This is a genomic window from Kushneria sp. Sum13 (assembly GCF_052692355.1).
In genome coordinates this window covers 3,600,849-3,624,127 of the sequence record NZ_CP199847.1, presented here as the reverse complement: position 1 = coordinate 3,624,127, position 23,279 = coordinate 3,600,849, and the positions used below count along the sequence as shown (strand labels likewise).

The window sequence follows — 23,279 nt, the reverse complement described above, 5'->3', positions numbered from 1 at the left end:
TGCCTAGCAGGGGGCCGGGGCGTTACGACGGGCATAAAACCACCAGGTCAGCGCCATGCAGCTGAGATAGAAGAAAATAAAACCGTAAAGGGCCGGCGCCACGCTGCCGGACAGCGCCATCGCGGTGCCATAGGATTTGGGAATGAAGAAACCGCCGTAAGCAGCCATCGCCGAGATGAACCCCAGAACGGCGGCAGATTCGCGATTGGCCTCGGTGCGCACCTGCTCCAGGTGGTCATCACCCAGTGCCTGGCGACGCTGGTTGAAGAAGATGACCGGCACCATGCGATAGGTAGAGCCGTTGCCGATGCCGGTGGCGATGAACAGGATCAGAAACATCAGGAAAAAGCCTACAAAGCTGCCGCTCTGGCCCGGGTCCTGAGACAGGGAAGCGCCGGGGAGAAAGAGCAGTACCCCCAAAACGCCTGCCACCATCAGAGCGAAGTTCCAGAGCGTGACTCGTGCCCCGCCCAGTCGGTCGGCCAGCCAGCCGCCCAGCGGCCGGGCGAGTGCGCCGACCAGCGGCCCCAGAAAGGCGTAGCGGGTCGGATCAACATCGGGGAACTGCATGCCGGAGAGCAACGGGAAACCGGCGGCAAAGCCGATGAAGCTGCCAAAGGTGCCCAGATACAGCCAGCTCATCAGCCAGTTGTGTTGGCGCTTGAAGATCACCGCCTGATCGCGAAACGAGGACTTGGCCGAGGCGATGTCATTCATGCCAAACCAGGCGGCCAGTGCGGCAATGACAATCAGCGGCACCCAGATGAAGGCAAGGTTTTGCAGCCAGACCGACTCGCCGGCATGTACGCCCTGAGTGACGGTCAGCGGGCCACCGGCCATCGGCCCCAGCACGCTGGTAGCAATCACCAGTGGACCGATCAGCTGCAGGGCGGAGACCCCCAGATTGCCAAGACCTGCGTTCAGGCCCATGGCGGTGCCCTTTTGTGCCTGCGGATAGAAAAAGCTGATGTTGGCCATGCTGGAGGCGAAGTTGCCGCCGCCAAAGCCGCACAGCAGGGCCAGAATCAGCATCACGCTGTAGGGCGTGTCGGGATGCTGTACCGCCACACCGATCCACAGACACGGCAGCAACAGCGAGGCGGTTGAAATCGCCGTCCAGCGCCGACCGCCAAAAATCGGCACCATGAAGCTGTAGAAGATGCGAAGCGTGGCACCGGACAGGGACGGCAGCGCGGCCAGCCAGAAGAGCTGATTGGGGCTGTAGCCAAAACCGAGCTGCGGCAGGCGCACCACCAGGATGCTCCAGATCGACCACACCGCAAAGGCCAGCAGCAGGTTGGGAATCGAGATCCACAGGTTGCGCCGGGCAATGCGCGCTCCGGTGGTCTGCCAGAATGTGGCGTCTTCGGGGTGCCACTCGGTCAGTACCAGCGAACGGGGGGCGGCAAGCTCCGGCAGGTCCGTGCTGCGCGGGGCCTTGCCCCAGCTCTGGTTGTCGGCGCGGGTAATGGCGTAATGCATCCACGCAAGGGCGGCAATCACCACCACAAACAGCAGCATGAAGCAGCTCTGCCAGATGCCTACCACATCGTTGAGCATGCCAAACGTCAGTGGCAGCAGGAAGCCGCCCAGTCCGCCGACCATGCCGACCACGCCGCCGACCGCACCCACATGGTCGGGGTAATAGACCGGAATGTGCTTGAACACGGCGGCCTTGCCCAGCGACATGAAAAAGCCCAGCACAAAGATCAGCACGATGAACAGCGGCAGTGTGATGACCAGCGAGAAGCTGACCTCACCGCGCACGCCCTCGATCATGAATCGGCTCGGCGGATAGCTCAGCACCAGCAGACACAGCGCCGAGATGCCAAGCGTCCAGTACATGACGCGTCGGGCGCCGATGCGGTCTGAAAGTACGCCGCCCAGAATGCGAAACAGCGAGGCCGGCAACGAATAGAGCGCCGCCACCATGCCGGCGGCAGCAATGCCCAGTCCGTAGACCTCCATCAGATAGTGGGGCAGCCACAGGGCGAGTGCCACGAAGCCGCCAAAGACAAAGAAGTAATACAGCGAGAAGCGCCAGACCCGCAGCTCGGAAAGCGGCGCCAGCTGCACCTTTAGAGGCACCGGCGCCCGACGCTCGGCATGGGCCGGATCCTCTTTCGCCAGCACCCAGAACGCGATACCGGCCAGCGCCAGCACGGTGGCATAGACCAGCGCCGTGCCCTGCCATCCCATCGCCAGCAGCAGGAAGGGGGCAGCGAAGTTGGTGATGGCGGCCCCCACGTTGCCGGCACCAAAAATGCCCAGTGCCGTGCCCTGTTGGCCGGCGCCATACCAGGTCGAGGTGTAGGCCACCCCGACGATGAATCCGCCCCCGGCCAGCCCCACACCCAGGGCGGCCAGCAGCAGCATGGCGTAGCTTGTCGCGAAGGTGAGCAGGTAAACGCAGGCCGCGCTGACCAGCATCAACAGGCTAAAGACCCGACGTCCGCCGAAGCGGTCGGTCCAGAGACCCAGCAACAGCCGGCTGACGGAGCCCGTGAGGACGGGCGTGGCCATCAAGAGCCCGAGCTGGGTATCGGACAGGCCGAATTCCTGCTTGAGGCGGACCCCGAGGATCGAAAAGATCGTCCAGACCGCAAAGCACAGCGTGAAGGCCAGCGTCGAGAGACCCAGCGCACGCCGCTGCTGTGATCGTGGTGGGGATGCGGTATCTGCGCTCATGATGGTGCCCTCGTAGCCGGGATGATGGCGTCAGGACTACTGTGCGCGAGATGGCGCGAGCGCTTTTGACCGTCGTCAAAATAGACCGGCTGAAAATAGCGTTAAATCAGCGTGTTATCTCATTGGCGATAGCGAGCGTCACGCCCGTAGATCGCTGAAAGCAAAGCCCTTTATGGGGTTGATTACCTCCTTGGAGGTAGCTGGCCCTCGCAGGAGGACACCATGGGGGTAGTCAAACGCTTTGTGCCCTCGCACTACGCGCTCTCCCTGACGCTTGCCCTGATTCTTTCGGGGGTGTCCCTGCTGGCGCTGGGGGGCATGTTGGCCAGCGGCTGGCTGGCCGATACTGCCCGGCTGGATGCCCGGGTGATCAATCAGGCCGGCTCGCTGCGCATGCAGACCTGGCGGCTGGCAGCGCAGGCGCCCACTGCGGATGCCGAGCGTTGGCAAACGTTACTGAAGGGGGTGGATGATACCTGGCAACGTCTGGCGACAGCGGTGGCCCTTGAGTATGAGCCAGACGTTGTGGCGCGGCTGGCGGACGTACGTCTTGAGTGGCGTGAAGCGTTGCGCCCGGACATGCGTACCCCTGCGCAGGCGGTGAGCGTGGAGACCCGGCGCATCGTTGACCATGTCCGTGCGCTGGATAACCTGACCGAGGCACTTCAGACACTGGCCGAGGCACGCATCAGCCGGCTTTGCACCCTGCAGGTGGTATTGCTGTTGCTCACCCTGCCGCTGATCGCCTGGGGCGCATATCAGCTTCATTGTCACGTGCGTCGCCCGCTGGGGCGGCTTTTGAACGTGATCGAGGCACTGCGCGCCGGTGAACTCAAGGCGCGCAGTGGCTACTGGCGCAACGACGAAATCGGGCTGCTGGCGGCCACCATCGATGACATGGCCGGTCAGCTCGACGCGTTTTGTCAGCATCTCAACGATCAGGTCGAAGAGCGCGGCCATCGACTGGAGCAGAGTCATCTGGCGCTGACGCTTCTATACGACAATGCACGCTATCTGGCCACGACCGCCCCCGAGGCGATCGACCCCGAACAGGCGCTGCGCCCCTTCGAGACGCTGATGGCCCCGGCCGAACTGAGGCTGGTCTCTCCCGGGGATCGCAGTGACGATGACGCCTACTACATTCCTCTCAAGGGCGATGCACAGACGCCTCTGATATTGACGGCCCGCCTGCCGGGCGGGGCGCCGTTGCCGGCCTGGAAGTGTCGACTCTGCGAGACGCTGGCCGACCAGCTGGGGGCGGCGCTGGCCCTGCGCGCTCAGGGGCGGCACAAGCGGCGACTGGCGCTGATGGACGAGCGCGCCGTGATCGCCCGTGAGCTGCATGACTCACTGGCGCAGTCGCTGAGCTATCTCAACATTCAGGCCCTGCGACTGGGCCGCGCCCTGCCGGAGACCACCGACAGCGACGCACCGGCCATTCTCGCCGAGCTGCGCGAGGGCATCAATCAGGCCTACCGACAGCTGCGTGAACTGCTGGTCACCTTTCGTCTGCGTTTGACCGAGGATGGCATCAACGCGGCGGTACAGGCCACGGTGGGCGAGTTTGCCGAGCGGGGCGGGCTCGACATCGATATGAGGCTCGCCCTTGCCGATGACGTCCTCTCCCCCGATCAGGAGCTGCATCTGGTCCAGATTCTGCGGGAGGCGCTGGCCAACGTGGTACAGCATGCTCGAGCGAAAAAGGTCGCGGTGACCCTGACCGGCCAGGCCGGTAGCATTGAACTGATCGTTGAGGATGACGGCGTGGGCCTGCCCGAGCACCCAACGCGCACGCATCACTATGGCACCATCATCATGGCCGAGCGCGCCCGCAGTCTGGGCACCACGCTGGAACTGGCCCGCCGTGACACGGGCGGCACGCGGGTGGCGCTGAACTTCATCAACGATCCCCACATCCCGGGAGACACCACAGCATGAGCTCTCATGACACAAGCCCTCATGACATGAACCACCAGCCGCCACCACGTGGCGTACTGGTGGTGGACGATCACCCGCTCTTTCGACGCGGGGTGCAGCAGCTATTGGCGATGAGCACCTCGCTGAGTCTGGCAGGCGAGGCCGACAGCGGCGCCCGGGCGCTGGAGTACTGCACGCACCATGTGCCGGATCTGATTCTGCTGGACATGAAGATGGCGGGCATGGACGGCATCGAGACGCTGACCCGGCTGCGTGAAGCAGGCGTGGCCGTGCCGATCGTGATGCTCACCGTCTCTGAAGAGCAGGACGACGTGCTCGCCGCGATTCGCGCCGGGGCCAGCGGCTATCTGCTCAAGGACACCGACCCCGAGGCGCTGTTGGCGGCCATCGAGGCACTCGATGAGCAGGGCGATGCCTTTGATCCGCGCCTCATGGGCCTTTTGACCCGGGCCCTGCGTGAACCCGCGCCCGGTCCCGAGGCGCTGGTGGCCCGGCTGACCCGACGCGAGCGCGACATTCTGCGTCTGATCGCCCAGAGTCAGTCGAACAAGGAGGTCGGCCGGCGCCTCGACATCAGCGAAGGGACGGTCAAGGTCCACGTACGGCATCTGTTAAAAAAGATGGGCATGCGCACCCGTACCGAAGCGGCAGTCTGGGCCGCCCGGGAAGGATGGAAATAAGCAGGGGGCTGGTCAGCCCCGGCACACCCGGCTAGGCTTTCTGGCCCTATCGTATGACTGGAGCGCTTTTCATGCTGAAACCGTTACTGCGCGGGTGCCTGCTGGCGCTACCGCTTTGCTCGCCTCTGGCACTGGCCGATGCCGACCACCCGCATGTCGAAATCCGGACCACCCAGGGCAGTATCGAGCTGGAACTCGACGCCGCGGCGGCGCCCCATACGGTGGACAACTTCCTGCGCTATACCAGGGAAAACTTCTATCAGGGCACCGTGTTCCACCGTGTCATTGACGGGTTCATGATTCAGGGCGGTGGCATGACGGCCGACATGACGTCCAAAAAGACCCATGACCCCATCGCGCTGGAAGAAAGCAAGCTCAAGAATACCCGCGGCACCATTGCCATGGCGCGCACCGGCCAGCCGGATTCGGCCACCAGCCAGTTCTTCATCAATCTGGTCGACAACCAGGCGCTCGACTACCGCAACCTTTACGAGCCCGGCTACACCGTCTTCGGTCACGTGGTGTCCGGCATGGACGTGGTCGATGCCATTGCCGGGGCGCCGACCGGCCGTCGTGGGCCTTACGCCGATGTGCCCAGCAACCCGATCACCATTTTGTCGGTCGAACGACTGGATTGATGTGCCCCTGACATGACGGCCCGGAATGCCTGCCCAGGGGTTCCGGGCCGTTTTTTGTGGCTCATCACAAGGGCGTGTACGCGGTTTGCCCCGAAGCTGCGATGATGATCACTCGAATCATCACGAGGGCGGTACATGAGACTTCAGGGACAGCGGGCCGTGGTGACCGGGGCTGCCAGCGGCATCGGGCTTGCCACGGTCGAGCGTTTTCTCATTGAAGGGGCAAGCGTGGCACTGCTGGATCAGGACGCGCCTGCCCTGATCCGAGAGGGCACCCGGCTGGGGCGGGCGTATCCCGGCAGGGTTCATGTCGAGACGGTGGACGTGGCCGATCATGATGCCGTCAGAGGCGTCATGGCCTCTTCGCTCGACGCTCTGGGCAAGATCGATATCCTGGTCAACGCCGCCGGCGTCAACGTTTTCTCCGACCCGTTGGCGGTGGATGCCGAGCTCTGGCAGCGCTGTCTTTCGATCAATCTGGAAGGCGCCTGGCACTGCATTCAGGCGCTGTTGCCGTCGATGCTTGCGCAGTCGCGCGGCCATGTGGTCAACATCGCCTCAGTCCATGGGCATCGGATCATTCCCGGGGCCTTTCCCTATCCGGTGGCCAAGCATGGCCTGATCGGGCTGACCCGTTCGCTGGGCATTGAATACGCGGCCCGGGGCATTCGAGTCAATTCGATTTCGCCTGGGCTGATTGCAACGCCCTCCGCGTAGGCCTGGCTTGACGGATTGAGCGAGGCAGAGCGGTTGCAACAGATCGAGCTTTTGCCCTGCAAGCGCTTTGGCGACGCCAAAGAGGTGGCCGCCACGGCGCTGTTTCTGGCCGGTGACGAGGCGCGTTTTATCAATGCCACCGACATTCTCATCGACGGCGGGCGTAGCCAGGTCTATCACCTCTAAATCTCACCCCGCCGTCGATCGGTCTTCCCTTTGGGCCGTCAGTGCAGCTGACCGGAGGGGCCGAAGTATTCGAAATGGCGATAGGGCGTGTCGATGCCCAGTGCTGCCAGGGCGCTGTCCACATCGCGCATGAAGCCGGTCGGGCCTGTGAAATAGCAGCTCGGTGTGGCGTCGCGCGGCAGATAGTCCGCCAGCAGGGCGTGGTCGATCACGCCGCGATGGGGCAGCTCATCGGGGGTGGTGGGGTCACTGTAGACATAACGGTAGGTGAGCTGGCTGCCGTACTGCTCGGCCATGGCCTTTAGATGCTCGTGGAAGGCATGAACGCGGGCGTTGCGCGCGCCATGCAGATAGATCACCTGGCGCCCGGCATCCAGCGCCTGAGCCATCAGCGAGAGCATCGGGGTCTGGCCGACACCGGCGCTGATCAGCATGACCGGTGCTTCGCGATCATCGAGCACCATGTCACCGACCGGCGCCAGCAGGCGGACATGATCACCGACCTTCACATGATCATGCAGGTGGCGGCTGGCCCGTCCCTGACCTTCACGCTTGACCGAAATTCGGTAGAAATCGTCTCCCGGCCGCGAGGTCAGGCTGTACTGGCGCAGGGCCTGTTCGCCGTCGATGTCGAGCGCCACGCCCAGATACTGCCCCGGCTGGAAGGTGCGCACCGGGTGCTGATCCAGCGGCTTGAAGTAAAACGACACGATTTCCTCGCTTTCCGCCACGCGATCGGCGAGATAGAAGTCCCGCTCGCCGCGCCAGCCGCCGGGCGCCTCCTCGAGTGCCTGATAAGTGGACTCTTCGGCGGCGATCAGTCGATCGGCAAACTCCCAGTAGAGTCCGCTCCAGGCATCGGCAATCTCGGGGGTGACGGCATCACCCAGCACTTCCCCGATCGCGGCCATCAGACACTCGGCGACGATGGCATACTGATCAGGCTGCAGATTGATCGCCACATGCTTGTTGACGATCGGGTACATGAGTCGTTCAAGCGCTTTTGGATCGTTGCGGTTGAGCGCGTAGGCGACCACCGAGCGGGCAAGTGCCCGGGGCTGTTCGCCGGTCTCCTGATGTCGCATGTTGAACATCGAGCGCACGTGCGGATAGCGCTCAAACATCAGCGGATAAAAGGTTTTGGCGATGGTTTCAGCGTTGTCGGCGACGACCGGGGCCGTGGCATTGATGACATCAAGCTGCTTTTCGTTAAGCATGACGCGCTCCTGGCGACAGGTGGGCAGAACGGAACACTTCTGTTATCGCAAGACCCGTGCCAGGTCAGCCTGCGTGCGACAGGGCGCCACGCCTGCACCGCGTCCGGCCCCGTGTGAAGCGGTGTATGCAGGTTATTGGCAAAAGGCCGGGCTGGCGTCAGAACAAGAGCCGTAGTCATAATGACGCCAATACATAATGTCAAAATGACAACATGGCAGGTTGAGGTGTCGATATGACCATCTTTTCCAGAGCGCTGCGGGATCTACTGGCTGCCCTGAGTGACGGCAAGCGTTTTGATGCCCTGCATCCGCAGTGGTCGCGGCTGCTGGCCGCGCTGGTGGGCAACTATCCGGCCGATGCCAGCACGCTGATGGTCAGCGTCGAGGGCGGATTGCAGCCGGTAGCGGTACTGGGCATGGGCAACGAAGTCTGCGGTCGGCGCTTCCAGCTGGAGGCCCACCCAAGGCTTGCCGCCATTGCCGCCCATCCTCATGTCTGTCGGTTTCCGCGTGACTGCGCCCTGCCGGACCCCTTTGACGGCCTGCTCGATGCTGACCTGACCCATGTGCATGACTGCATGGGGGTGGCCCTGCGCGACGGTGATCGGCTGTTGGGCATGCTGACGCTGGACGCTCTTGTCCCTCAGCAGATGGACGGCATCGATGACGATGAGTTGATGGCGGCTGCGGAGCTTTTGGCCACCTGCCTGCGCCTGACCGGGCAGCTCGAGGACACCCGCTCGCGGCTCAATCAGGTACTGTCCCCGGAGCAGGGGGCGCCACTGGGGTCGCCCGGCTGGCACAGTCCGGCTATGGCGCGCCTGTATGAAAGCATGGCACTGGTGGCGCCCACCGATCTGAGCGTGCTGATGCACGGCGAAACCGGCGTGGGCAAGGAGCACCTGACGCGCCATCTGCACGAGCGCTCGCGGCGCAGCAACGGGCCGCTGGTTCGGGTCAATTGCGCCACGCTGCCGGAGTCGCTGATCGAAAGCGCGCTCTTTGGCCATCGACGCGGCGCCTTTTCCGGCGCCAATCGTGACCATCAGGGCCATTTTGTCATGGCCGATGGTGGTACCCTGATGCTCGATGAAATCGGCGAACTACCGCTGTGCCAGCAGCCGCGACTGCTGCGCGTACTGCAGGAAGGCGAGATTCAGCCGCTGGGCAGCGATCAGTCGGTAAAGGTGGATGTACGACTGGTGGCCGTCACCAATCGCGATCTGGCCGAGGAGGTGGCCGCCGGTCGCTTTCGCGAAGATCTCTATCACCGCCTGAGCGTTTTCCCCCTGCGCATTCCGCCGCTGCGCGAGCGCCGTGAAGATATTTTGCTGCTGGCCGGACATTTTCTGGAAGACAACCGGGTGCGTCTGGGCCTGGCCAACCTCCGGCTGGACATTCGCGCCGAACAGGCGCTACTCGCCTGGCACTGGCCCGGCAACGTTCGCGAACTCGAGCACACCCTGAGCCGCGCTGCCCTGCGGGCCATGGGCGCGGCGCATCCGGCCTCCCGTCGGTCGGCCGTGGTCTGTATCGGGATCCAGCATCTGGACCTGCCGGCAGAGAAGGCCTCAAGCGATGTCGAGCCTGAGGTGGATCACTTATCCACACCCGCTTGCCCGCAAACAGCTGTGGATAACACGCTGTCCCTGCGCGAGGCCACTGACACCTTCCAGCGTTACCACATTAAACAGGTGCTGGCCGCCCACGATCACAACTGGGCGGCCAGCGCTCGAGCACTCGATATGGACAGCGCCAATCTGCATCGGCTCGGGCGGCGACTGGGGCTTAAATAGACGGTATTCGAAGACGTGAAACGACAATGTTTCACGTGAAACATGTCGACGATCACTCCTGATGTCGCCACATGAAAACGCCCGCCTGTGTCACCGGCGGGCGTTTTTTTGATTCAGGGTTTTTGCGGACGCTGTTCAGACTTCAACGTTGAGCGTTACGTCGATGTTGCCGCGGGTGGCATTGGAGTAGGGGCACACCACGTGGGCCTTTTCGACCAGGGCATTGGCCTGGTGTTCATCCATGTCGGGCAGGCGAATATTCAGCGCCACTTCGATGCCAAAACCGGTGGCGATCGGCCCGATGCCTACTTCTGCTCCTACCCAGGCGTTATCGGGCAGTTTGACCTTCTCCTGAGCGGCCACATGCTTGAGCGCGCCCATGAAACAGGCCGAGTAACCGGCAGCAAAAAGCTGCTCCGGGTTGGTGCCATCGCCGCCGTTGCCGCCCAGTTCCTTCGGGGTGCTCAAAACGACATCGAGCTTTTCGTCAGAGGAGACGGCGCGGCCTTCACGGCCACCGGTGGCTTGGGCGCTGGCGCGGTAAAGTACCTTTTCAATCGACATGATCATGTTTCCTGTATCAAATGCGCACTATTAGGTCGTGCACGATGTAAATGGATAAAAAAAGGCTAAATACTGTCCAGCTGGTGTCTTAGGGCGTTGAGCTGATCGCGCAGCGCCTTCATTTCCGATGTCGAGCAGCCGGATGCGCGTTCGACTTCTGCGGGCAGGGTGCGGGCCCTTTCCCGCAGTGCGCTACCCCGATCGGTCAACGATACCTCGACCTGGCGTTCATCTTCACGGCTGCGCTGACGCCTGACCAGTTCAGCGCTTTCCAGCCGCTTGAGCAGCGGTGTGAGCGTGGCGGAATCCAGTGACAGCCGCTCGCCGATGCCGGACACGGTCAAATGGTCTTCCTGCCATAGCACCTGCATGACCAGATACTGGGGATAGGTCAGTTCCAGCTGCTTGAGCAGCCGTCTGTAAAGCTTGCTCATGGAAAGCTGGGTGGCATAGAGAGCAAAACAGAGTTGCGATTCCAGTGCCATCATCTCCCCATGCTGTTCGGGATTATCGTTGTTATCGGTCATGAACATAACTTATATAGCGCGCGATTTAATGGCCAGCTATTTAAAGCTATCAGCATCATAGCGCCGGCCGCGAAGGGACTTGTTCATTAGCAAGGGATCATGTCAGCGCCTATCGTGACGGTTAACGGCCATGATTAACAATAACCTGGGTCAGCCATCGGGCGCCGGCGCGTCACCACAGGGCACGCGCCGGGCAGAAGCGGCAGGTCAGTCGATCAGAAAGTCGAACTTTTCGCGCAGGGCTTCCCAGCTGTCTTTTGAGTTGGCAGCGATCATGCGGCCCTGATGAATCGTCGGGTTATACGGCGTGCCGTCGAGCAGCGCGGCGTAACCGCCGGCTTCCTGCACGATCATGATGCCGGCGGCGTGGTCCCAGGGCATCAGTTTGGCGGTCAGCATGAAATCCACAAAGCCAAAGGCCATGGTGCGGTATTCGTGACAGGCGCAGCCAAAGGACATCATGCGGTCAAAGTCAGGGAAAAGTCCGGCCAGATCGTACTGGGTCTCCTTCGGGAAGCGGCGAATGGAGGTGGAGCCGGTCATGCTGGAGAGCTTTGAGGTGCTGGACATGTGCAGTCGCCGCTCGGTGCCGTCCGGGCGGCCATACCAGGCGCCCTCCCCCTTGCGGGCCATGACCCAGTCATCGACCAGCGGGTCATACAACAGCCCGAACACGGTCTCACCGCGGCTGACCACGGCCAAAATCACGCCGAACTGATTGAGATTGCGGGCAAAGTTCCAGGTGCCATCGATCGGGTCGATGATCACCGCCATCTCGGCATCAGCGATGGTATTCAAAAGCGAGGCGTCTTCGGCCACGGCTTCCTCACCCACGATGGTGGCCTCGGGAAAGGCCCTGGCGACCCCCTGGGTGATTACCTTCTCGGCGCCCTTGTCAGCAATGGTGACCAGATCATCCGGACCGCTCTTGGTGTCGATGGTGTCGGGATCGAGCATGCGAAAGCGCGGCAGAATCTCGGTTTTCGCGGCGTGGCGAACAATGTCGATAAGCGTCTGGGTGGCAGCCTGATCCAGGGTCATGACGGGGCTCCTTGGTAAGGGGGCAGTGGGAGGTTCAACCGCTGCTGCGACAGACGCGGCGGTGACACGAGTGGTCTATAGCATGGCGGTCATCCGGGACGATCACCAGCACCAATGGCACAACGCGCAAAGCTCACACCCTGTGACACTACGCCACCCTTCGTCGGTGCCGGGGAGATTGTCACAATGGTCTCGCTCTGTTTAATATATTGATATATTTCTATATCAGTAGGTAGACGACATGATGACTTCCGCACAAACGCTGGCCGCCCCGCTGTTTGAACCCCTCTCGCTGGGGCCGATCACGATCCCCAACCGGATTGTCATGGCGCCCATGACGCGCAATCAGTCGCCGGGCGGTGTGCCGGGCGCCGAGGTGGCCGCCTACTACAAAAGCCGCGCCGAAGGCGGTGTCGGCCTGATCATTACCGAAGGCACCTATATCGATCATCCGGGCGCCAACGGCTACCCACAGGTACCGGCCTTTCACGGTGAGGCGGCGCTGGCCGGCTGGCAGAACGTCGTTGAAGGCGTCCACGCCGCCGGCGGCAGGATCGTGCCGCAGCTGTGGCACGTGGGTCGCGAGCGTCGCCCGGGTGTCGAGCCGGACATGAGCGTACCGGGCTTCGGGCCGATGTCGATCGTCGAAGACGGTGTAGAAGTCGTGAAGGCGATGAACGAACAGGACATCCAGGACGTGGTGGCCTCCTTTGCCCGCGCCGCGCGCGATGCGAAAACGATCGGCTTTGACGGTATCGAGCTGCACGGTGCTCACGGCTATCTGATCGATCAGTTTTTGTGGCCCGAGAGCAACCAGCGTGATGATGACTACGGCGGCAGTGTCGAGAACCGACTGCGCTTCCCGCGCCTGATCGTCCGCGCGGTTCGTGAGGCGGTTGGCCCGGAGTTCCCGATCATCTTTCGCTTCTCGCAGTGGAAGCTTTCCGACTACGAAGCGATCATCGCCGAGACGCCCGAAGCCCTGGGCGAGCTGCTCAAGCCGTTGGCCGAGGACGGTGTGGACATCTTTCATGCCAGCACGCGCCGCGTATGGGAGCCGGGCTTTGAGGGCAGCAGCAAGTCGCTGGCCACCTGGACACGCGAGCTGACCGGCTGCCCGGTGATTGCCGTGGGCAGCGTGGGTCTGGACAAGACCTTCCGCACCGGGCACTTCACCCGCACCGAAGACCCGAGCTCCAAAAGCCGGGTCAATGTCGAGGAGCTGGCCATGTGGCGCGCCCGAGGCGATTTCGATCTGATCGCCATCGGTCGTGCCCTGCTCTCCGACCCGCAGTGGGCCCGCAAGGTGCGTGACGGTCGTCTTGACGAGCTGAGTGACTTCGATACCAGCGCGCTGGACACGCTGGTTCGTTAAAACGCATCGGCCGGGCTGTCTCGGCAGTCCGGCCGTGAGTGCGTATACTGAACCGGCCCCCAACGCATGGCCCTGATCATGGATATCAATACGGTTTTAAGCGCACTGGCCAATCCGGTGCGTCTGGACATTGTGTGCTGGCTCAAGGAGCCGGAGCGCCATTTTCAGCCCCAGAAAGAGATGGCCCCGCCCGGGGGCATCTGTGTCAGCCATATTCGCGAGAAAACCGGGCTTTCTCAGCCGACCATCTCGCTGTATCTGTCGACGCTGTCACGCGCGGGGCTTGTCTCATCACAGCGCGTGGGCCAGTGGACCTATTATCGCTACGAGCACGACGTCGCCGAGGCGTTTTTGAGCGCCCTCGGTGAGCTTCTGTCACGCCGCTGATTCGGCGTGATGAACAGCGCGTCATGACGCCTGCATTGATATGATCGCGCCACGCCCGGTTGGGCGGATAATAACAACCGTTCACAAGGCAGGATCATGTCCCCAACCCTCTCTCATGATGCGTTTCCCGGCCGGGATCGCTTTGCCCGTCGTCGCGTGTTGCCGGTGCTGGGCCTTCTGGCATTGCTCTATCTGACTGCGCAGGCCGTGGGCTATCACATCAATGCCGTGGTGCTCACGATCGTGTTGATGGTGACGCTGTGTCTTTTGCAGGTTCCGGTGGCGATTGCCCTGATTGCGGCGGCGCTGCTGGGCGGGCTGCATGCGGGGCTCTCGATGGAGGCCTCACTGGCGGCATTCAACGACAATCTGCTGGTCGGCGCGCAGGTCGGGCTGACCTACGTCATGATCGGCGCCCTGGCGGTCGCGCTGGGGCGCAGTGGCCTGCTGGAGCTGCTGGCCCAAAAGCTCTCCACCGCGCTGGACAGCAACATCAACACCACCGATCGCAGTATCAAGGCGCTGCTGTTCGGGATTCTGATCACCGCCTCGCTGCTCTCCCAGAACCTGGTGCCGGTCCACATCGCCTTTATCCCGATTCTGATTCCACCGCTGCTGGGGCTGATGAACCGGCTGCGGCTGGACCGCCGGGCGATCGCCTGCATTCTGGCCTGCGCCATGAGTGCCACCTACCTGCTGCTGCCGACCGGCTTTGGCGCGATCTATCTCAACGAAATCCTGCTGGCCAACGTCAATCAGGTGGGCGCGCCGCTGGGGCTGACCGCCACGGCGTCCATGGCACCGAAAGCGATGGCCCTGCCGGTGTTGGGGATCATCCTTGGCATGCTGGTGGCGGTGCTGGTCACCTATCGCCGCCCGCGCGACTATGCATCTTCAACGTCTGACACGCCTGCCCCACAGGCCTTCAGTGCCGCGACACCTCAGTCGCCAGCGCAGGCGCCGGTGACGCTCAACGTCGGGCAGCTGGTGATGACGATGATCGCACTGGGCGTGGCGCTGTGGTGTCAGATCGTTTTTGATTCGCTGCTGCTGGGCGCCCTGATCGGCTTCATGATCATCAGCGTGACCGGCATCTTCCGCTGGCGCGAGCAGGATGATGTCTTCACCCAGGGGCTTCGCATGATGGCGCAGATCGCCGTCATCATTACCGTCGCCTCCGGCTTTGCCGGCGTGCTGGGTGCTACCGGCGAGATCGCGCCGCTGGTGAGCGCCGCGGCGGATCTGATCGGTGACAACCGGGCGCTGGGTGCCTTGATCATGCTGGTGGTAGGGCTTTTCATTACCATCGGCTTTGGCGATTCCTTCGCCAGCGTGCCGATTCTGGCGCCGATCTATATTCCGCTCTCGCTGGCACTGGGATTTTCGCCGCTGGCCACCGTCGCCCTGCTAGGCGCCTCGGCAGCCCTCGGTGATGCCGGCTCGCCGGCCTCCACCATTACGCTGGGTGCCACCGCCGGACTCAATGCCGACGGCCAGCATGACCATATCAGAGACAGCGTGATCCCGACCTTTTTGCATGCCAACCTGGGCATGCTGGTGCTGGCCTGGGTGGCCGCGATGGTATTGTAGCGGCCCCTGGTATCGTCTGTTTCAAACAGGACGCCCGCCCTCCATTCGAGGGCGGGCGTCTTGCATTGATGGCACTGCCTGCCGGAATTTCATTGACCATCAAAAAGGTCTGCGGTGCATTCTCGGGATGGGCAGTCGCCGCCGGGCCCCGATGGCCCGAGCCGGCAGTGAAGTAGCCAACGCAGTGGTGGTGAGCAGGTCTGCGGCAAAGCCGCACGCCGCGCCATATGGTTGACAATGTCAACCATATGGCGGATCGTATCGCGCATCACTTTAATTACGGTCATGACCTGATGCCTACTGCCGGCAACGCTCTTTTCGGGCTTTTGCACGTCTACAAGCGCGCCCTGCGCGAACGCTACATGGCCGCCGGCATTACCCTGCCGCTGTCGCATCTGCGCGTGCTCGGCGAGATCGGTCGCCATGACGGCGTGATGGCCCGCGAGCTGGCCGAGGCACTGTTGCAGGACAAGGGGTTGATCACCCGCGTCACCCGCGAGCTGGAGCGCGATGGCCTGATCGAGCGTTACCCTCACCCCACCGACAGCCGCGCCGCGCATCTGCGTCTCAGCACTGATGGCCTTGTACTCAATGAACGAATCGAGACCATCGAGCAAACGCTGGAGACGCAGATGGCCGCCGGGTTAAGTCCTGCCCGGACCAGTGATTTCATCGAGACCGTCAACGCCATGACCGAACAGCTTGATCGCGACCAGGAGAGCCCATGAGCCGCCCCGCCCCCCGTCGTTTTACCGTGCTGAACAAGACCCTGATCACTCCTCATATGCTACGCGTCACACTTGGCGGTGAGGGCATGGCGACCTTCCCCGAGGACCAGGCCGGCACCTACATCAAGCTGATGTTCACCCGCGAGGGCGGCACGCCGTTCATGCGCACCTACACCGTGCGCGCCCAGCGCGACGACGCCATCGATGTGGACTTTGTACTGCACGAGGACGGCGGCCCGGCGGCGCAGTGGGCCGACAGTGCCGCGCCCGGTGACACCATCGAGATCGGCGGCCCCGGTCCGCGCAAGCGTGTGGATACAACCGCCGACTGGTTTCTGCTCGCCGGTGACATGACCGCCCTGCCGGCGATCAGCGACAACCTCGAACACCTGCCCGCCCACGCCCGCGGTCACGCCGTGATCGAGGTGCTGGGCGAGGCCGAGATTCAGCCGCTTGATAAGCCCGAAGGCATCACACTGCACTGGGTGATCAATGAGCACCCGGGCGAGAACAGCGACGTACTGCCTGATGCGGTACGGGCGATCGACTGGGAAGATGGCCGCCCGGCGGTGTGGGCGGCGTGCGAGTTCTCTGCCATGCGCAAGCTGCGCCACTACTTCAAGACCGAGCGCGAGGTGGCCAAAAGCGATCTCTACGTGTCGAGCTACTGGAAGCTGGGCCTGAACGAGGAGCGCCACAAGAGCGCCAAGCAGGAAGACGCCGAACGCAGCGGCTGAGCTACAGCTGACGCCACGCCTGCCGTCAATACATTAGAGATAATGTATAAGGCGCATCGACATGGCACTGCTGACGCCGCTGGGACGGCTCAACGAGATCGACATCGACTGTTCGAACACGCAGATGAGGCTGCTGTCGATGGACAAGCACCGCCTGCTGGAAGGGCTGGTGGTAGAGGCGCTGGTCGAGGGCATTCTTTCAAGGCTTGAGGCCCACGGCGCGATGATCCTGCCGCTGTCACTGGTGCGGGCCGGGCGTCGCGGCAGACAGATCGCCTGGTGGCTCTGGGCGCACCGGCCTGACGCCGAGGTGGATCAGCTGTTCGAGGCCCTGTCATCGTGCCATCCCCGCACCGTGGTGCGCTGTCGCTATGACCGGGCACGACGAGACTTTCTGATCGACGGCTATGGTGGCCATGACGGCGTTGCGTTACAGACCTTTCTGGGGCAGCTCTGTCAAAAACGCGAGCTCGAGTTTCGTCGTCCCGACCAGGAGGTGTGCGAGCGCCTTCGTACCACCCGCGCCTTCTGGCGCATGACCGAGTGCCGGGTCGGGATCGACATGTTTCACGACATCGTGCTCCAGAGGCTCTACAAGAACTGCGCGCTGGCGCCCTTTTTTGACTGGCTGTGGGATATCGATACCCTCCTGCGACTGCCCGGCGGCCAGCGGGTGCAGCTCGAGATCAAACACAAGTACCCCTACCAGGGCCGGAATGGCCTGTGTTTTGGCATCAACAAGGGGCAGGTCGCGACCATGCGCGCGCTGGCCGAAAGCGGCATCGACACCTTCCACGTCATTCTGGTCAAGCCCTGGTGGGATCGGGAGACCGGGCCGGGGTATCTCACCCAGGACCATGCCCATCAGGACCGCGTGCTGCTGATCGGTCACTATCTGGACCGTGATGGCCTCAAGCGCCTGAGTCGCGAGGCAGACGGCGCCAGTGGCAGGTCGGAGTCGCTTTACGGACGCCGGGCTCAGGCCCACAAGGCCATCGCCGCTGCGCGGTTCGTGGTGCTGGGCACGCTGGCCGATTCAGCCGAAACCCTGGCCCGCAACCTGTTGGCCGGCGCCCTGCGACAGCCGCTGCCGCGCCTTACCGATGAATGCCTGAGAAAACACCGCCGAGGCCCTGGAGACTAGCCATCGCTTCCCCCTACAATGGCCTGCCACCCTGCCTGATCAGACTGACCCGCGAGTGCCCATGACGCTGTCTTCATCAGAACCGTTTTCACCGGACCTGCTGCCCCCGGAGCTCGAGACCGAACGTGCCCCCGTGGGGGCCTGCCCCTATGACGTGCTGGACGATGCGGCGCTGCTGGCTCGTGTACTGGAGATCTTTGATCGTGGCGCGGTAGCCGAAAAGCTCTCCGGGGTGAGCGCTCACTGGTCGCGCGAGGCGCTGACGCGCCATCTCAGGGCGGCCGAGCCATCCCCTCTCAGTGACGCCGAGCGCCGGGTGCTGATCACCCTGCTGCCGGCACCGCCGTCTCATCAGCATCAGGCCGATTTCACCTTCATTGATCTGTTCGCCGGCATCGGCGGCATTCGTCAGGGCTTTGAGGCCGTGGGTGGTGAGTGTGTGTTCACTTCCGAGTGGAACAAATACGCCGTGCGCACCTACAAGGCGAACCACTACTGCGACCCGCAGACCCACCGCTTCAACGAAGACATCCGCGATGTGACGCTCTCCGCCCGCGACGACGTCGATGAAGAGACGGCCTACGCCCACATCCGTAAGCAGATCCCCGAGCACGACGTGCTGCTGGCGGGCTTTCCGTGTCAGCCCTTCTCGCTGGCCGGCGTCTCCAAGAAAAACGCGCTGGGGCGCAAGCACGGCTTCGAGTGCGACGCCCAGGGCACGCTCTTTTTCGATGTGGCCCGCATCATTGCCGCACGAAGGCCTGCGGCGTTCGTGCTGGAGAACGTCAAGAACCTCAAGAGCCACGACCAGGGCAAGACCTTTCGCGTGATTTGCGAAGCACTCGATGAGCTGGGCTATGACGTCGCCGACGCAGACGCCCCGAAGGGCCGAGACCCCAAGGTGATCGACGCTCGCCACTTCGTGCCCCAGCATCGCGAGCGCATCGTACTGGTCGGCTTCCGCCGCGATTTAAACGTGCATGAGGGCTTCACCCTGCGCGATATAGACGCGCACTTCCCCGCCCAAAAGCCCACCTTCGGCGAGCTGCTGGATAAGGAGGTCGATGCAAAGTACGTACTTACACCCAAGCTTTGGAACTACCTCTACCAGTACGCCCGCAAGCACAAGGAAAAAGGCAACGGCTTCGGCTTTGGCCTGACCCGGACAGAAGACACCGCCCGCACGCTGTCCGCGCGCTATCACAAGGACGGCTCGGAGATTCTCGTCGATCGCGGCTTTGATGACGCGCTGGCCTTTGATGCCCCCGAAAACCTGCAAAACCGCCCGCGGCGCCTGACACCGCAGGAATGCGCGCGCCTGATGGGCTTTGACGCCCCCGGCGAGCGACGCTTCGTGATTCCGGTCTCCGACACCCAGGCCTATCGCCAATTCGGCAACTCGGTAGTCGTGCCGGTGTTTCAGGCCGTGGCGGAGATGATGAAGCCGAGGGTTTTGAAGGCGAAGAAGATAGGCACAAGGCAAGATTAGGCATTGGTTACAGCAGAGGCTGATCCGAAGGCATTGTAAGCCTCAATAAGAGCCTCAGGGACCAGACGCCGTGTATTAGAAAAACCATCCGATCGCTGCTTGCGCTGTGTTTCAATAAGCAAAAGTAGAAGCGCTGCCCGGCGGGCATCGAAGAGACACAGGATCGGAGAGCAGACAGTGCAGACGGCCAGTTCCCCTGAATCGCCCAATTTCGGTTTTCTTGCAGAGCATGACCCGCTGTTCGTACAGCTCGCCGCCGCTGCTGAACGCGCCTTTTCCAGCGACCCCAACACCACCCTGATCAAGCTGCGCCAGCTGGGCGAGGCGATCGCTCAGCATATCGCGGCACTCTCCGGCATCGAGTTTGATGACCAGACCTCCCAGTCCGATCTTCTTTATCGTCTCAACAAGGCGCTGCAGTTCGACTCGGTCACCCGTGAGCTTTTTCATACCCTGCGCATTGAGGGCAACAAGGCGACCCATCAATTTCGTACCCGCCACCGGGAGGCCATGGATGGCCTGAAGCTCGCCAGGGCACTGGCGATCTGGTTTCACCAGTCCTTTGGTACCGTCGGGACACGCTTCAAGCCCGGCCCTTTCGTACCACCTACTGACCCAAGCGGTCAGCTCCAGCAGCTGCATACCGATATTGAACAGCTCAAACACGAGCTGCAGCAGGCCAACGTGCAGCTGGAATCCAGTCAGCAGCTCAATGCGTTGATCGCACGCGAAAAGGAAGAGTACGAAGCGCTGGCCGTGGCGATGGATGAAGAGTCACAAGCCAAAACGCAGGAGGCGCTGGCACATGAGAATGCGCTGGCGCATCAGCAAAAAGAGTATGAGCAGAAGATCAGGACGCTGCAGGCGCAGCTGGCCGCGCAAAATGAGCAGGCGGTGTCCTCACAGCGTCAGGACGTGACCCAGAAGACCCGAGCGGCCAGCCAGCAAATCGTATTGGATGAGGCGCTGACACGCATCCTGATTGATCAACAGCTCGTCGAGGCCGGCTGGGAAGCCGATTCCGAAGCGCTGACCTATCAAAAGGGCGCCAGACCGGAAAAGGTTAAGCAGCGTGCCATTGCTGAGTGGCCTACCCGCGGGCAGGAACGGGCAGATTACGTGTTATTCCGTGGACTGACGCCGCTGGCGGTCGTGGAGGCCAAAAAGGAAAACGTCAATGTTGCCGGCAAGATCGGTCAGGCCGAGCGCTACAGCCGGGGACTTCAGGTGGTTTCGCCACTGGTAGGCGCTTGGGAGATGGCGGGGCGAACGATTGCCTGGCCGGATGCCCATGACGGCCACTACAAGGTGCCCTTTGTCTACTCCTGCAACGGCCGCCCCTATGTTCCCCAGCAGCTTGAGCAGTCCGGCACCTGGTTTCGGGATGTGCGCGACCCGAGCCATCTCAAGCGCGCCCTTCAGTCGTTTCATACCCCCGATGGACTGATCGACCTGCTGGGGCGCAGCAAAACAGAAGCCGAACAGAAACTGCAGCTGGAGCCCTTTGGTTATCTCAAGCTGCGCGACTATCAGGAAAAGGCCATCACCGCCACGGAGCAGGTGCTGGCCGAAGGGCACAGAACCGCCCTGCTGGCGATGGCAACGGGGACGGGGAAAACGCGCACCATCATCGGCCTGATGTATCGCTTCCTGAAAACCGAGCGCTTCAAACGCATCCTGTTTCTGGTCGATCGTACCGCGCTGGGCGAGCAGGCCCAGGGTGCCTTTGATGAAGCCACGCTGGAGCAGAATCAGACGCTGTCAAAGATCTATAACGTTGCCGAGCTGGGCGACATGACGGCCGAAGCCGAAACGCGCGTACAGGTCGCCACCGTCCAGGCGATGGTCAAGCGCATCTTTGCCAGCGACGCACCGCCCCAGGTCGATCAGTTCGACTGCATCATCATCGATGAAGCCCATCGGGGTTATACGCTGGATCAGGAGATGACCGAGGGCGAGCTGGCCACGCGCGATGTCAGACAGTACCTCTCCAGCTATCGCCGGGTGCTCGATTACTTCGATGCCGTAAAGATTGCCCTGACGGCCACTCCGGCCCGCCATACCAGCGAAATCTTCGGCAGGCCTGTCTACACCTACTCCTACCGGGAAGCGGTGGCCGAAGACTGGCTGATCGATCATGAGCCGCCGGTGCGCTATCAGACCCTGCTCACGCAGCAGGGCATCAAATTTGACAAGGGCGACACCGTTCACGCCATCAATACGCAGACCGGTGAAGTAGAAAGCGCCGAGCTGGACGACGAGCTGAACTTTGAAGTCGATGCCTTCAACCGCCAGGTCATCAATGAAAACTTCAACCGGGTCATCTGCGAGCAGCTGGTGCAGGAGCTTGATCCCTTCGGGGATGAAAAGACCCTGATCTTCTGCGCCACCGATCGCCACGCCGATATGGTCAAGCGCCTGTTGGATGATGCTTTCACGGCGCTTTATGGCGAGGATTACCATGAGGCCGCCGTGGCCAAGATCACCGGCCAGAGTGACCGGGTCGGACAGCTGATTCGCCAGTACAAGAACGAGCGCTACCCCAGTATCGCGATTACCGTTGACCTGCTGACCACCGGCATCGATGTGCCCGCGATCTGTCATCTGGTGTTCATGCGCCGGGTGAAGTCCCGCATTCTCTATGAGCAGATGATCGGCCGTGCCACGCGACGCTGTGACGAGGTCGGCAAGACGGTATTTCGTATCTACGACCCGGTCGACATCTACGCCGCACTGGCGGAAGTCAGCACCATGAAGCCGCTGGTGAAGGACCCCGGTATCAGCCTGGAACAGCTGGCAGGTGAGCTTACCGATCCGGAACGGCTTGAGCGTGCGCTGGATACGCCCGGGGAGCAGGCAGGTGAAAGCCAGGCGCACGTGGTGCTCAGCCAGCTCAGCCAGAAGCTGATGCGGGTGCTTCGCAAGGCGGAAAGCGCCGCGGAGCATAAACCCGAAGTGCGCCAGAAGCTCGATGAGCTGGAAACGCTGTGGGAGGTCCCGCCCAAATCACTCCATAAGCATCTGCTCGAACTCGGTCCGACCGGGGCCGCCAGATTCGTACAGCAGCATTCGGGGCTGATCCGTCAGCTGGAAGCCGTGAAGGCCCTGATGGGCAGCGAGCGAATGCCGGTGATCTCCGAGCACGCCGACGAGATCCGCGAACGCACCCAGAGCTATGGCGTCCATCAGCGTCCGGAAGACTATCTGGAAAGTTTTGAAGCCTTCATTCGCGAGCAGATCAACGAGTCGGCCGCCCTGGCGGCGGTCGTGAATCGCCCCCGCGATCTCACCCGCGAACAGCTCAAGGAGGTGCGTCTGCTGCTGGATCAGCACGGCTACTCGGAAGCCCATCTGCAGACCGCCGTACGCCAGCAGACCAATCAGGACATTGCCGCCAGCATCATCGGCCACATCCGACGCGCCGCGCTGGGCGAGGCGCTGGTGCCGTTCGAGCAGCGCGTCAACAACGCCATGGCGCACATCTATGCCCGGCAGGCGTGGACGCCGGTTCAGCGCCAGTGGCTGGCACGGCTGGCCAAACAGCTGACCCATGAAGTCATTCTGGATCGTGACACCATCAACCGGATGCCGGCATTCAAGGGCGGTGCCAAAAAGCTGGATAACGTGCTGCAGGATCAGCTGGATACGGTGCTGGAGGCGATGAATGAGGCTTTGTGGCCTTCCAGAAGCGCCTGATCAGGCATGTCGATGGCGTCGACATGGGCTCAGTCTGTGTCGATTTTTTGCGGTTTTTTCGACATGGTTCGGGTTCAGAAAGCATGGAAAGTACGTAAATTTTTCCGCTATCCATACACGTGAAATTTAATATGCAAAGAA

Annotated in this window: 17 protein-coding genes and 1 pseudogene; 13 read left to right on the top strand and 5 right to left on the bottom strand. The window is 62.3% G+C overall.

Features of this window, described 5'->3' with window-relative positions; genetic code table 11:
* Nucleotides 1–3 precede the first annotated feature (3 nt).
* Nucleotides 4–2,688, bottom strand: coding sequence for a nitrate/nitrite transporter (locus ACUN8C_RS16710; protein ID WP_445620283.1), 2,685 nt, complete (start codon nt 2,686–2,688; stop codon nt 4–6).
* A gap of 222 nt (nt 2,689–2,910) precedes the next feature.
* On the opposite strand from ACUN8C_RS16710, the gene ACUN8C_RS16705 reads away from it, so the two are divergent.
* The 4 genes and pseudogenes from ACUN8C_RS16705 to ACUN8C_RS16690 all read left to right on the top strand — a co-directional run bounded on the left by ACUN8C_RS16705 (nt 2,911) and on the right by ACUN8C_RS16690 (nt 6,847).
* On the top strand, nt 2,911–4,626 hold the full coding sequence (locus tag ACUN8C_RS16705) for a histidine kinase (protein WP_445620282.1): 1,716 nt from the start codon (nt 2,911–2,913) through the stop codon (nt 4,624–4,626).
* Complete coding sequence (narL, locus tag ACUN8C_RS16700; RefSeq protein WP_299257523.1) at nt 4,623–5,306, top strand: two-component system response regulator NarL; 684 nt, start codon at nt 4,623–4,625, stop codon at nt 5,304–5,306. Before ACUN8C_RS16705 ends, narL begins: the two co-directional genes overlap by 4 nt.
* A 71-nt stretch (nt 5,307–5,377) precedes the next feature.
* Nucleotides 5,378–5,944 carry a peptidylprolyl isomerase gene (locus ACUN8C_RS16695; RefSeq protein WP_445620281.1) on the top strand — a complete coding sequence of 189 codons (567 nt, stop codon included), beginning with the start codon at nt 5,378–5,380 and terminating at the stop codon, nt 5,942–5,944.
* Between the two features lie 135 nt (nt 5,945–6,079).
* Nucleotides 6,080–6,847, top strand: a pseudogene (locus ACUN8C_RS16690) (SDR family oxidoreductase).
* A 38-nt stretch (nt 6,848–6,885) separates the two neighbouring features.
* Here ACUN8C_RS16690 and hmpA read toward each other — a convergent pair.
* Nucleotides 6,886–8,064 (bottom strand): NO-inducible flavohemoprotein, encoded by a 1,179-nt coding sequence (gene hmpA / locus ACUN8C_RS16685; RefSeq protein ID WP_445620280.1) that lies wholly within the window; start codon nt 8,062–8,064, stop codon nt 6,886–6,888.
* A gap of 233 nt (nt 8,065–8,297) precedes the next feature.
* Here hmpA and norR point away from each other — a divergent pair, with 233 nt between their 5' ends.
* A complete protein-coding gene (gene norR / locus ACUN8C_RS16680; protein WP_445620279.1) occupies nt 8,298–9,860 on the top strand; it encodes a nitric oxide reductase transcriptional regulator NorR in 1,563 nt (520 codons plus the stop codon).
* A gap of 135 nt (nt 9,861–9,995) precedes the next feature.
* Here the strand turns inward: norR and ACUN8C_RS16675 are convergent, their stop codons facing one another.
* The 3 genes from ACUN8C_RS16675 to ACUN8C_RS16665 form a co-directional block, all read right to left on the bottom strand.
* The gene (locus tag ACUN8C_RS16675; protein WP_445620278.1) at nt 9,996–10,424 is read right to left on the bottom strand and encodes an organic hydroperoxide resistance protein; all 429 of its coding nucleotides are present in this window, start codon (nt 10,422–10,424) and stop codon (nt 9,996–9,998) included.
* 65 nt (nt 10,425–10,489) lie between these two features.
* The gene (locus ACUN8C_RS16670; protein WP_445620277.1) at nt 10,490–10,951 is read right to left on the bottom strand and encodes a MarR family winged helix-turn-helix transcriptional regulator; all 462 of its coding nucleotides are present in this window, start codon (nt 10,949–10,951) and stop codon (nt 10,490–10,492) included.
* Nucleotides 10,952–11,158: 207 nt separating this feature from the next.
* Nucleotides 11,159–11,992 (bottom strand): inositol monophosphatase family protein, encoded by an 834-nt coding sequence (locus tag ACUN8C_RS16665; RefSeq protein ID WP_445620276.1) that lies wholly within the window; start codon nt 11,990–11,992, stop codon nt 11,159–11,161.
* 244 nt (nt 11,993–12,236) lie between these two features.
* Here ACUN8C_RS16665 and ACUN8C_RS16660 point away from each other — a divergent pair, with 244 nt between their 5' ends.
* The 8 genes from ACUN8C_RS16660 to hsdR all read left to right on the top strand — a co-directional run bounded on the left by ACUN8C_RS16660 (nt 12,237) and on the right by hsdR (nt 23,138).
* Nucleotides 12,237–13,367: an NADH:flavin oxidoreductase gene (locus ACUN8C_RS16660; protein ID WP_445621879.1), complete on the top strand. Its 1,131-nt coding sequence runs from the start codon at nt 12,237–12,239 to the stop codon at nt 13,365–13,367.
* A gap of 78 nt (nt 13,368–13,445) precedes the next feature.
* Nucleotides 13,446–13,754, top strand: coding sequence for an ArsR/SmtB family transcription factor (locus tag ACUN8C_RS16655; RefSeq protein ID WP_445620275.1), 309 nt, complete (start codon nt 13,446–13,448; stop codon nt 13,752–13,754).
* Between the two features lie 96 nt (nt 13,755–13,850).
* A complete protein-coding gene (locus tag ACUN8C_RS16650; protein ID WP_445620274.1) occupies nt 13,851–15,344 on the top strand; it encodes a Na+/H+ antiporter family protein in 1,494 nt (497 codons plus the stop codon).
* A 248-nt stretch (nt 15,345–15,592) separates the two neighbouring features.
* Nucleotides 15,593–16,072: a MarR family winged helix-turn-helix transcriptional regulator gene (locus ACUN8C_RS16645; protein WP_445620273.1), complete on the top strand. Its 480-nt coding sequence runs from the start codon at nt 15,593–15,595 to the stop codon at nt 16,070–16,072.
* Nucleotides 16,069–16,809 (top strand): siderophore-interacting protein, encoded by a 741-nt coding sequence (locus ACUN8C_RS16640; RefSeq protein WP_445620272.1) that lies wholly within the window; start codon nt 16,069–16,071, stop codon nt 16,807–16,809. Before ACUN8C_RS16645 ends, ACUN8C_RS16640 begins: the two co-directional genes overlap by 4 nt.
* A gap of 61 nt (nt 16,810–16,870) precedes the next feature.
* Nucleotides 16,871–17,953, top strand: coding sequence for a hypothetical protein (locus tag ACUN8C_RS16635; RefSeq protein ID WP_445620271.1), 1,083 nt, complete (start codon nt 16,871–16,873; stop codon nt 17,951–17,953).
* A 61-nt stretch (nt 17,954–18,014) separates the two neighbouring features.
* Complete coding sequence (gene dcm, locus ACUN8C_RS16630; RefSeq protein WP_445620270.1) at nt 18,015–19,442, top strand: DNA (cytosine-5-)-methyltransferase; 1,428 nt, start codon at nt 18,015–18,017, stop codon at nt 19,440–19,442.
* A gap of 177 nt (nt 19,443–19,619) precedes the next feature.
* A complete protein-coding gene (gene hsdR / locus ACUN8C_RS16625) occupies nt 19,620–23,138 on the top strand; it encodes a type I restriction-modification system endonuclease (protein ID WP_445620269.1) in 3,519 nt (1,172 codons plus the stop codon).
* The last annotated feature ends 141 nt before the right edge of the window (nt 23,139–23,279 follow it).

Coding starts and splice junctions, on each gene's coding strand:
- ACUN8C_RS16665 (WP_445620276.1), bottom strand. CDS start 11,992: ATGACCCTGGATCAGGCTGCCACCCAGACGCTTATCGACATTGTTCGC.
- dcm (WP_445620270.1), top strand. CDS start 18,015: ATGACGCTGTCTTCATCAGAACCGTTTTCACCGGACCTGCTGCCCCCG.
- ACUN8C_RS16635 (WP_445620271.1), top strand. CDS start 16,871: ATGGCACTGCTGACGCCGCTGGGACGGCTCAACGAGATCGACATCGAC.
- hmpA (WP_445620280.1), bottom strand. CDS start 8,064: ATGCTTAACGAAAAGCAGCTTGATGTCATCAATGCCACGGCCCCGGTC.
- ACUN8C_RS16705 (WP_445620282.1), top strand. CDS start 2,911: ATGGGGGTAGTCAAACGCTTTGTGCCCTCGCACTACGCGCTCTCCCTG.
- ACUN8C_RS16695 (WP_445620281.1), top strand. CDS start 5,378: ATGCTGAAACCGTTACTGCGCGGGTGCCTGCTGGCGCTACCGCTTTGC.
- ACUN8C_RS16645 (WP_445620273.1), top strand. CDS start 15,593: ATGGCGGATCGTATCGCGCATCACTTTAATTACGGTCATGACCTGATG.
- ACUN8C_RS16640 (WP_445620272.1), top strand. CDS start 16,069: ATGAGCCGCCCCGCCCCCCGTCGTTTTACCGTGCTGAACAAGACCCTG.
- ACUN8C_RS16655 (WP_445620275.1), top strand. CDS start 13,446: ATGGATATCAATACGGTTTTAAGCGCACTGGCCAATCCGGTGCGTCTG.
- ACUN8C_RS16710 (WP_445620283.1), bottom strand. CDS start 2,688: ATGAGCGCAGATACCGCATCCCCACCACGATCACAGCAGCGGCGTGCG.
- norR (WP_445620279.1), top strand. CDS start 8,298: ATGACCATCTTTTCCAGAGCGCTGCGGGATCTACTGGCTGCCCTGAGT.
- ACUN8C_RS16675 (WP_445620278.1), bottom strand. CDS start 10,424: ATGTCGATTGAAAAGGTACTTTACCGCGCCAGCGCCCAAGCCACCGGT.
- ACUN8C_RS16660 (WP_445621879.1), top strand. CDS start 12,237: ATGACTTCCGCACAAACGCTGGCCGCCCCGCTGTTTGAACCCCTCTCG.
- narL (WP_299257523.1), top strand. CDS start 4,623: ATGAGCTCTCATGACACAAGCCCTCATGACATGAACCACCAGCCGCCA.
- ACUN8C_RS16650 (WP_445620274.1), top strand. CDS start 13,851: ATGTCCCCAACCCTCTCTCATGATGCGTTTCCCGGCCGGGATCGCTTT.
- ACUN8C_RS16670 (WP_445620277.1), bottom strand. CDS start 10,951: ATGACCGATAACAACGATAATCCCGAACAGCATGGGGAGATGATGGCA.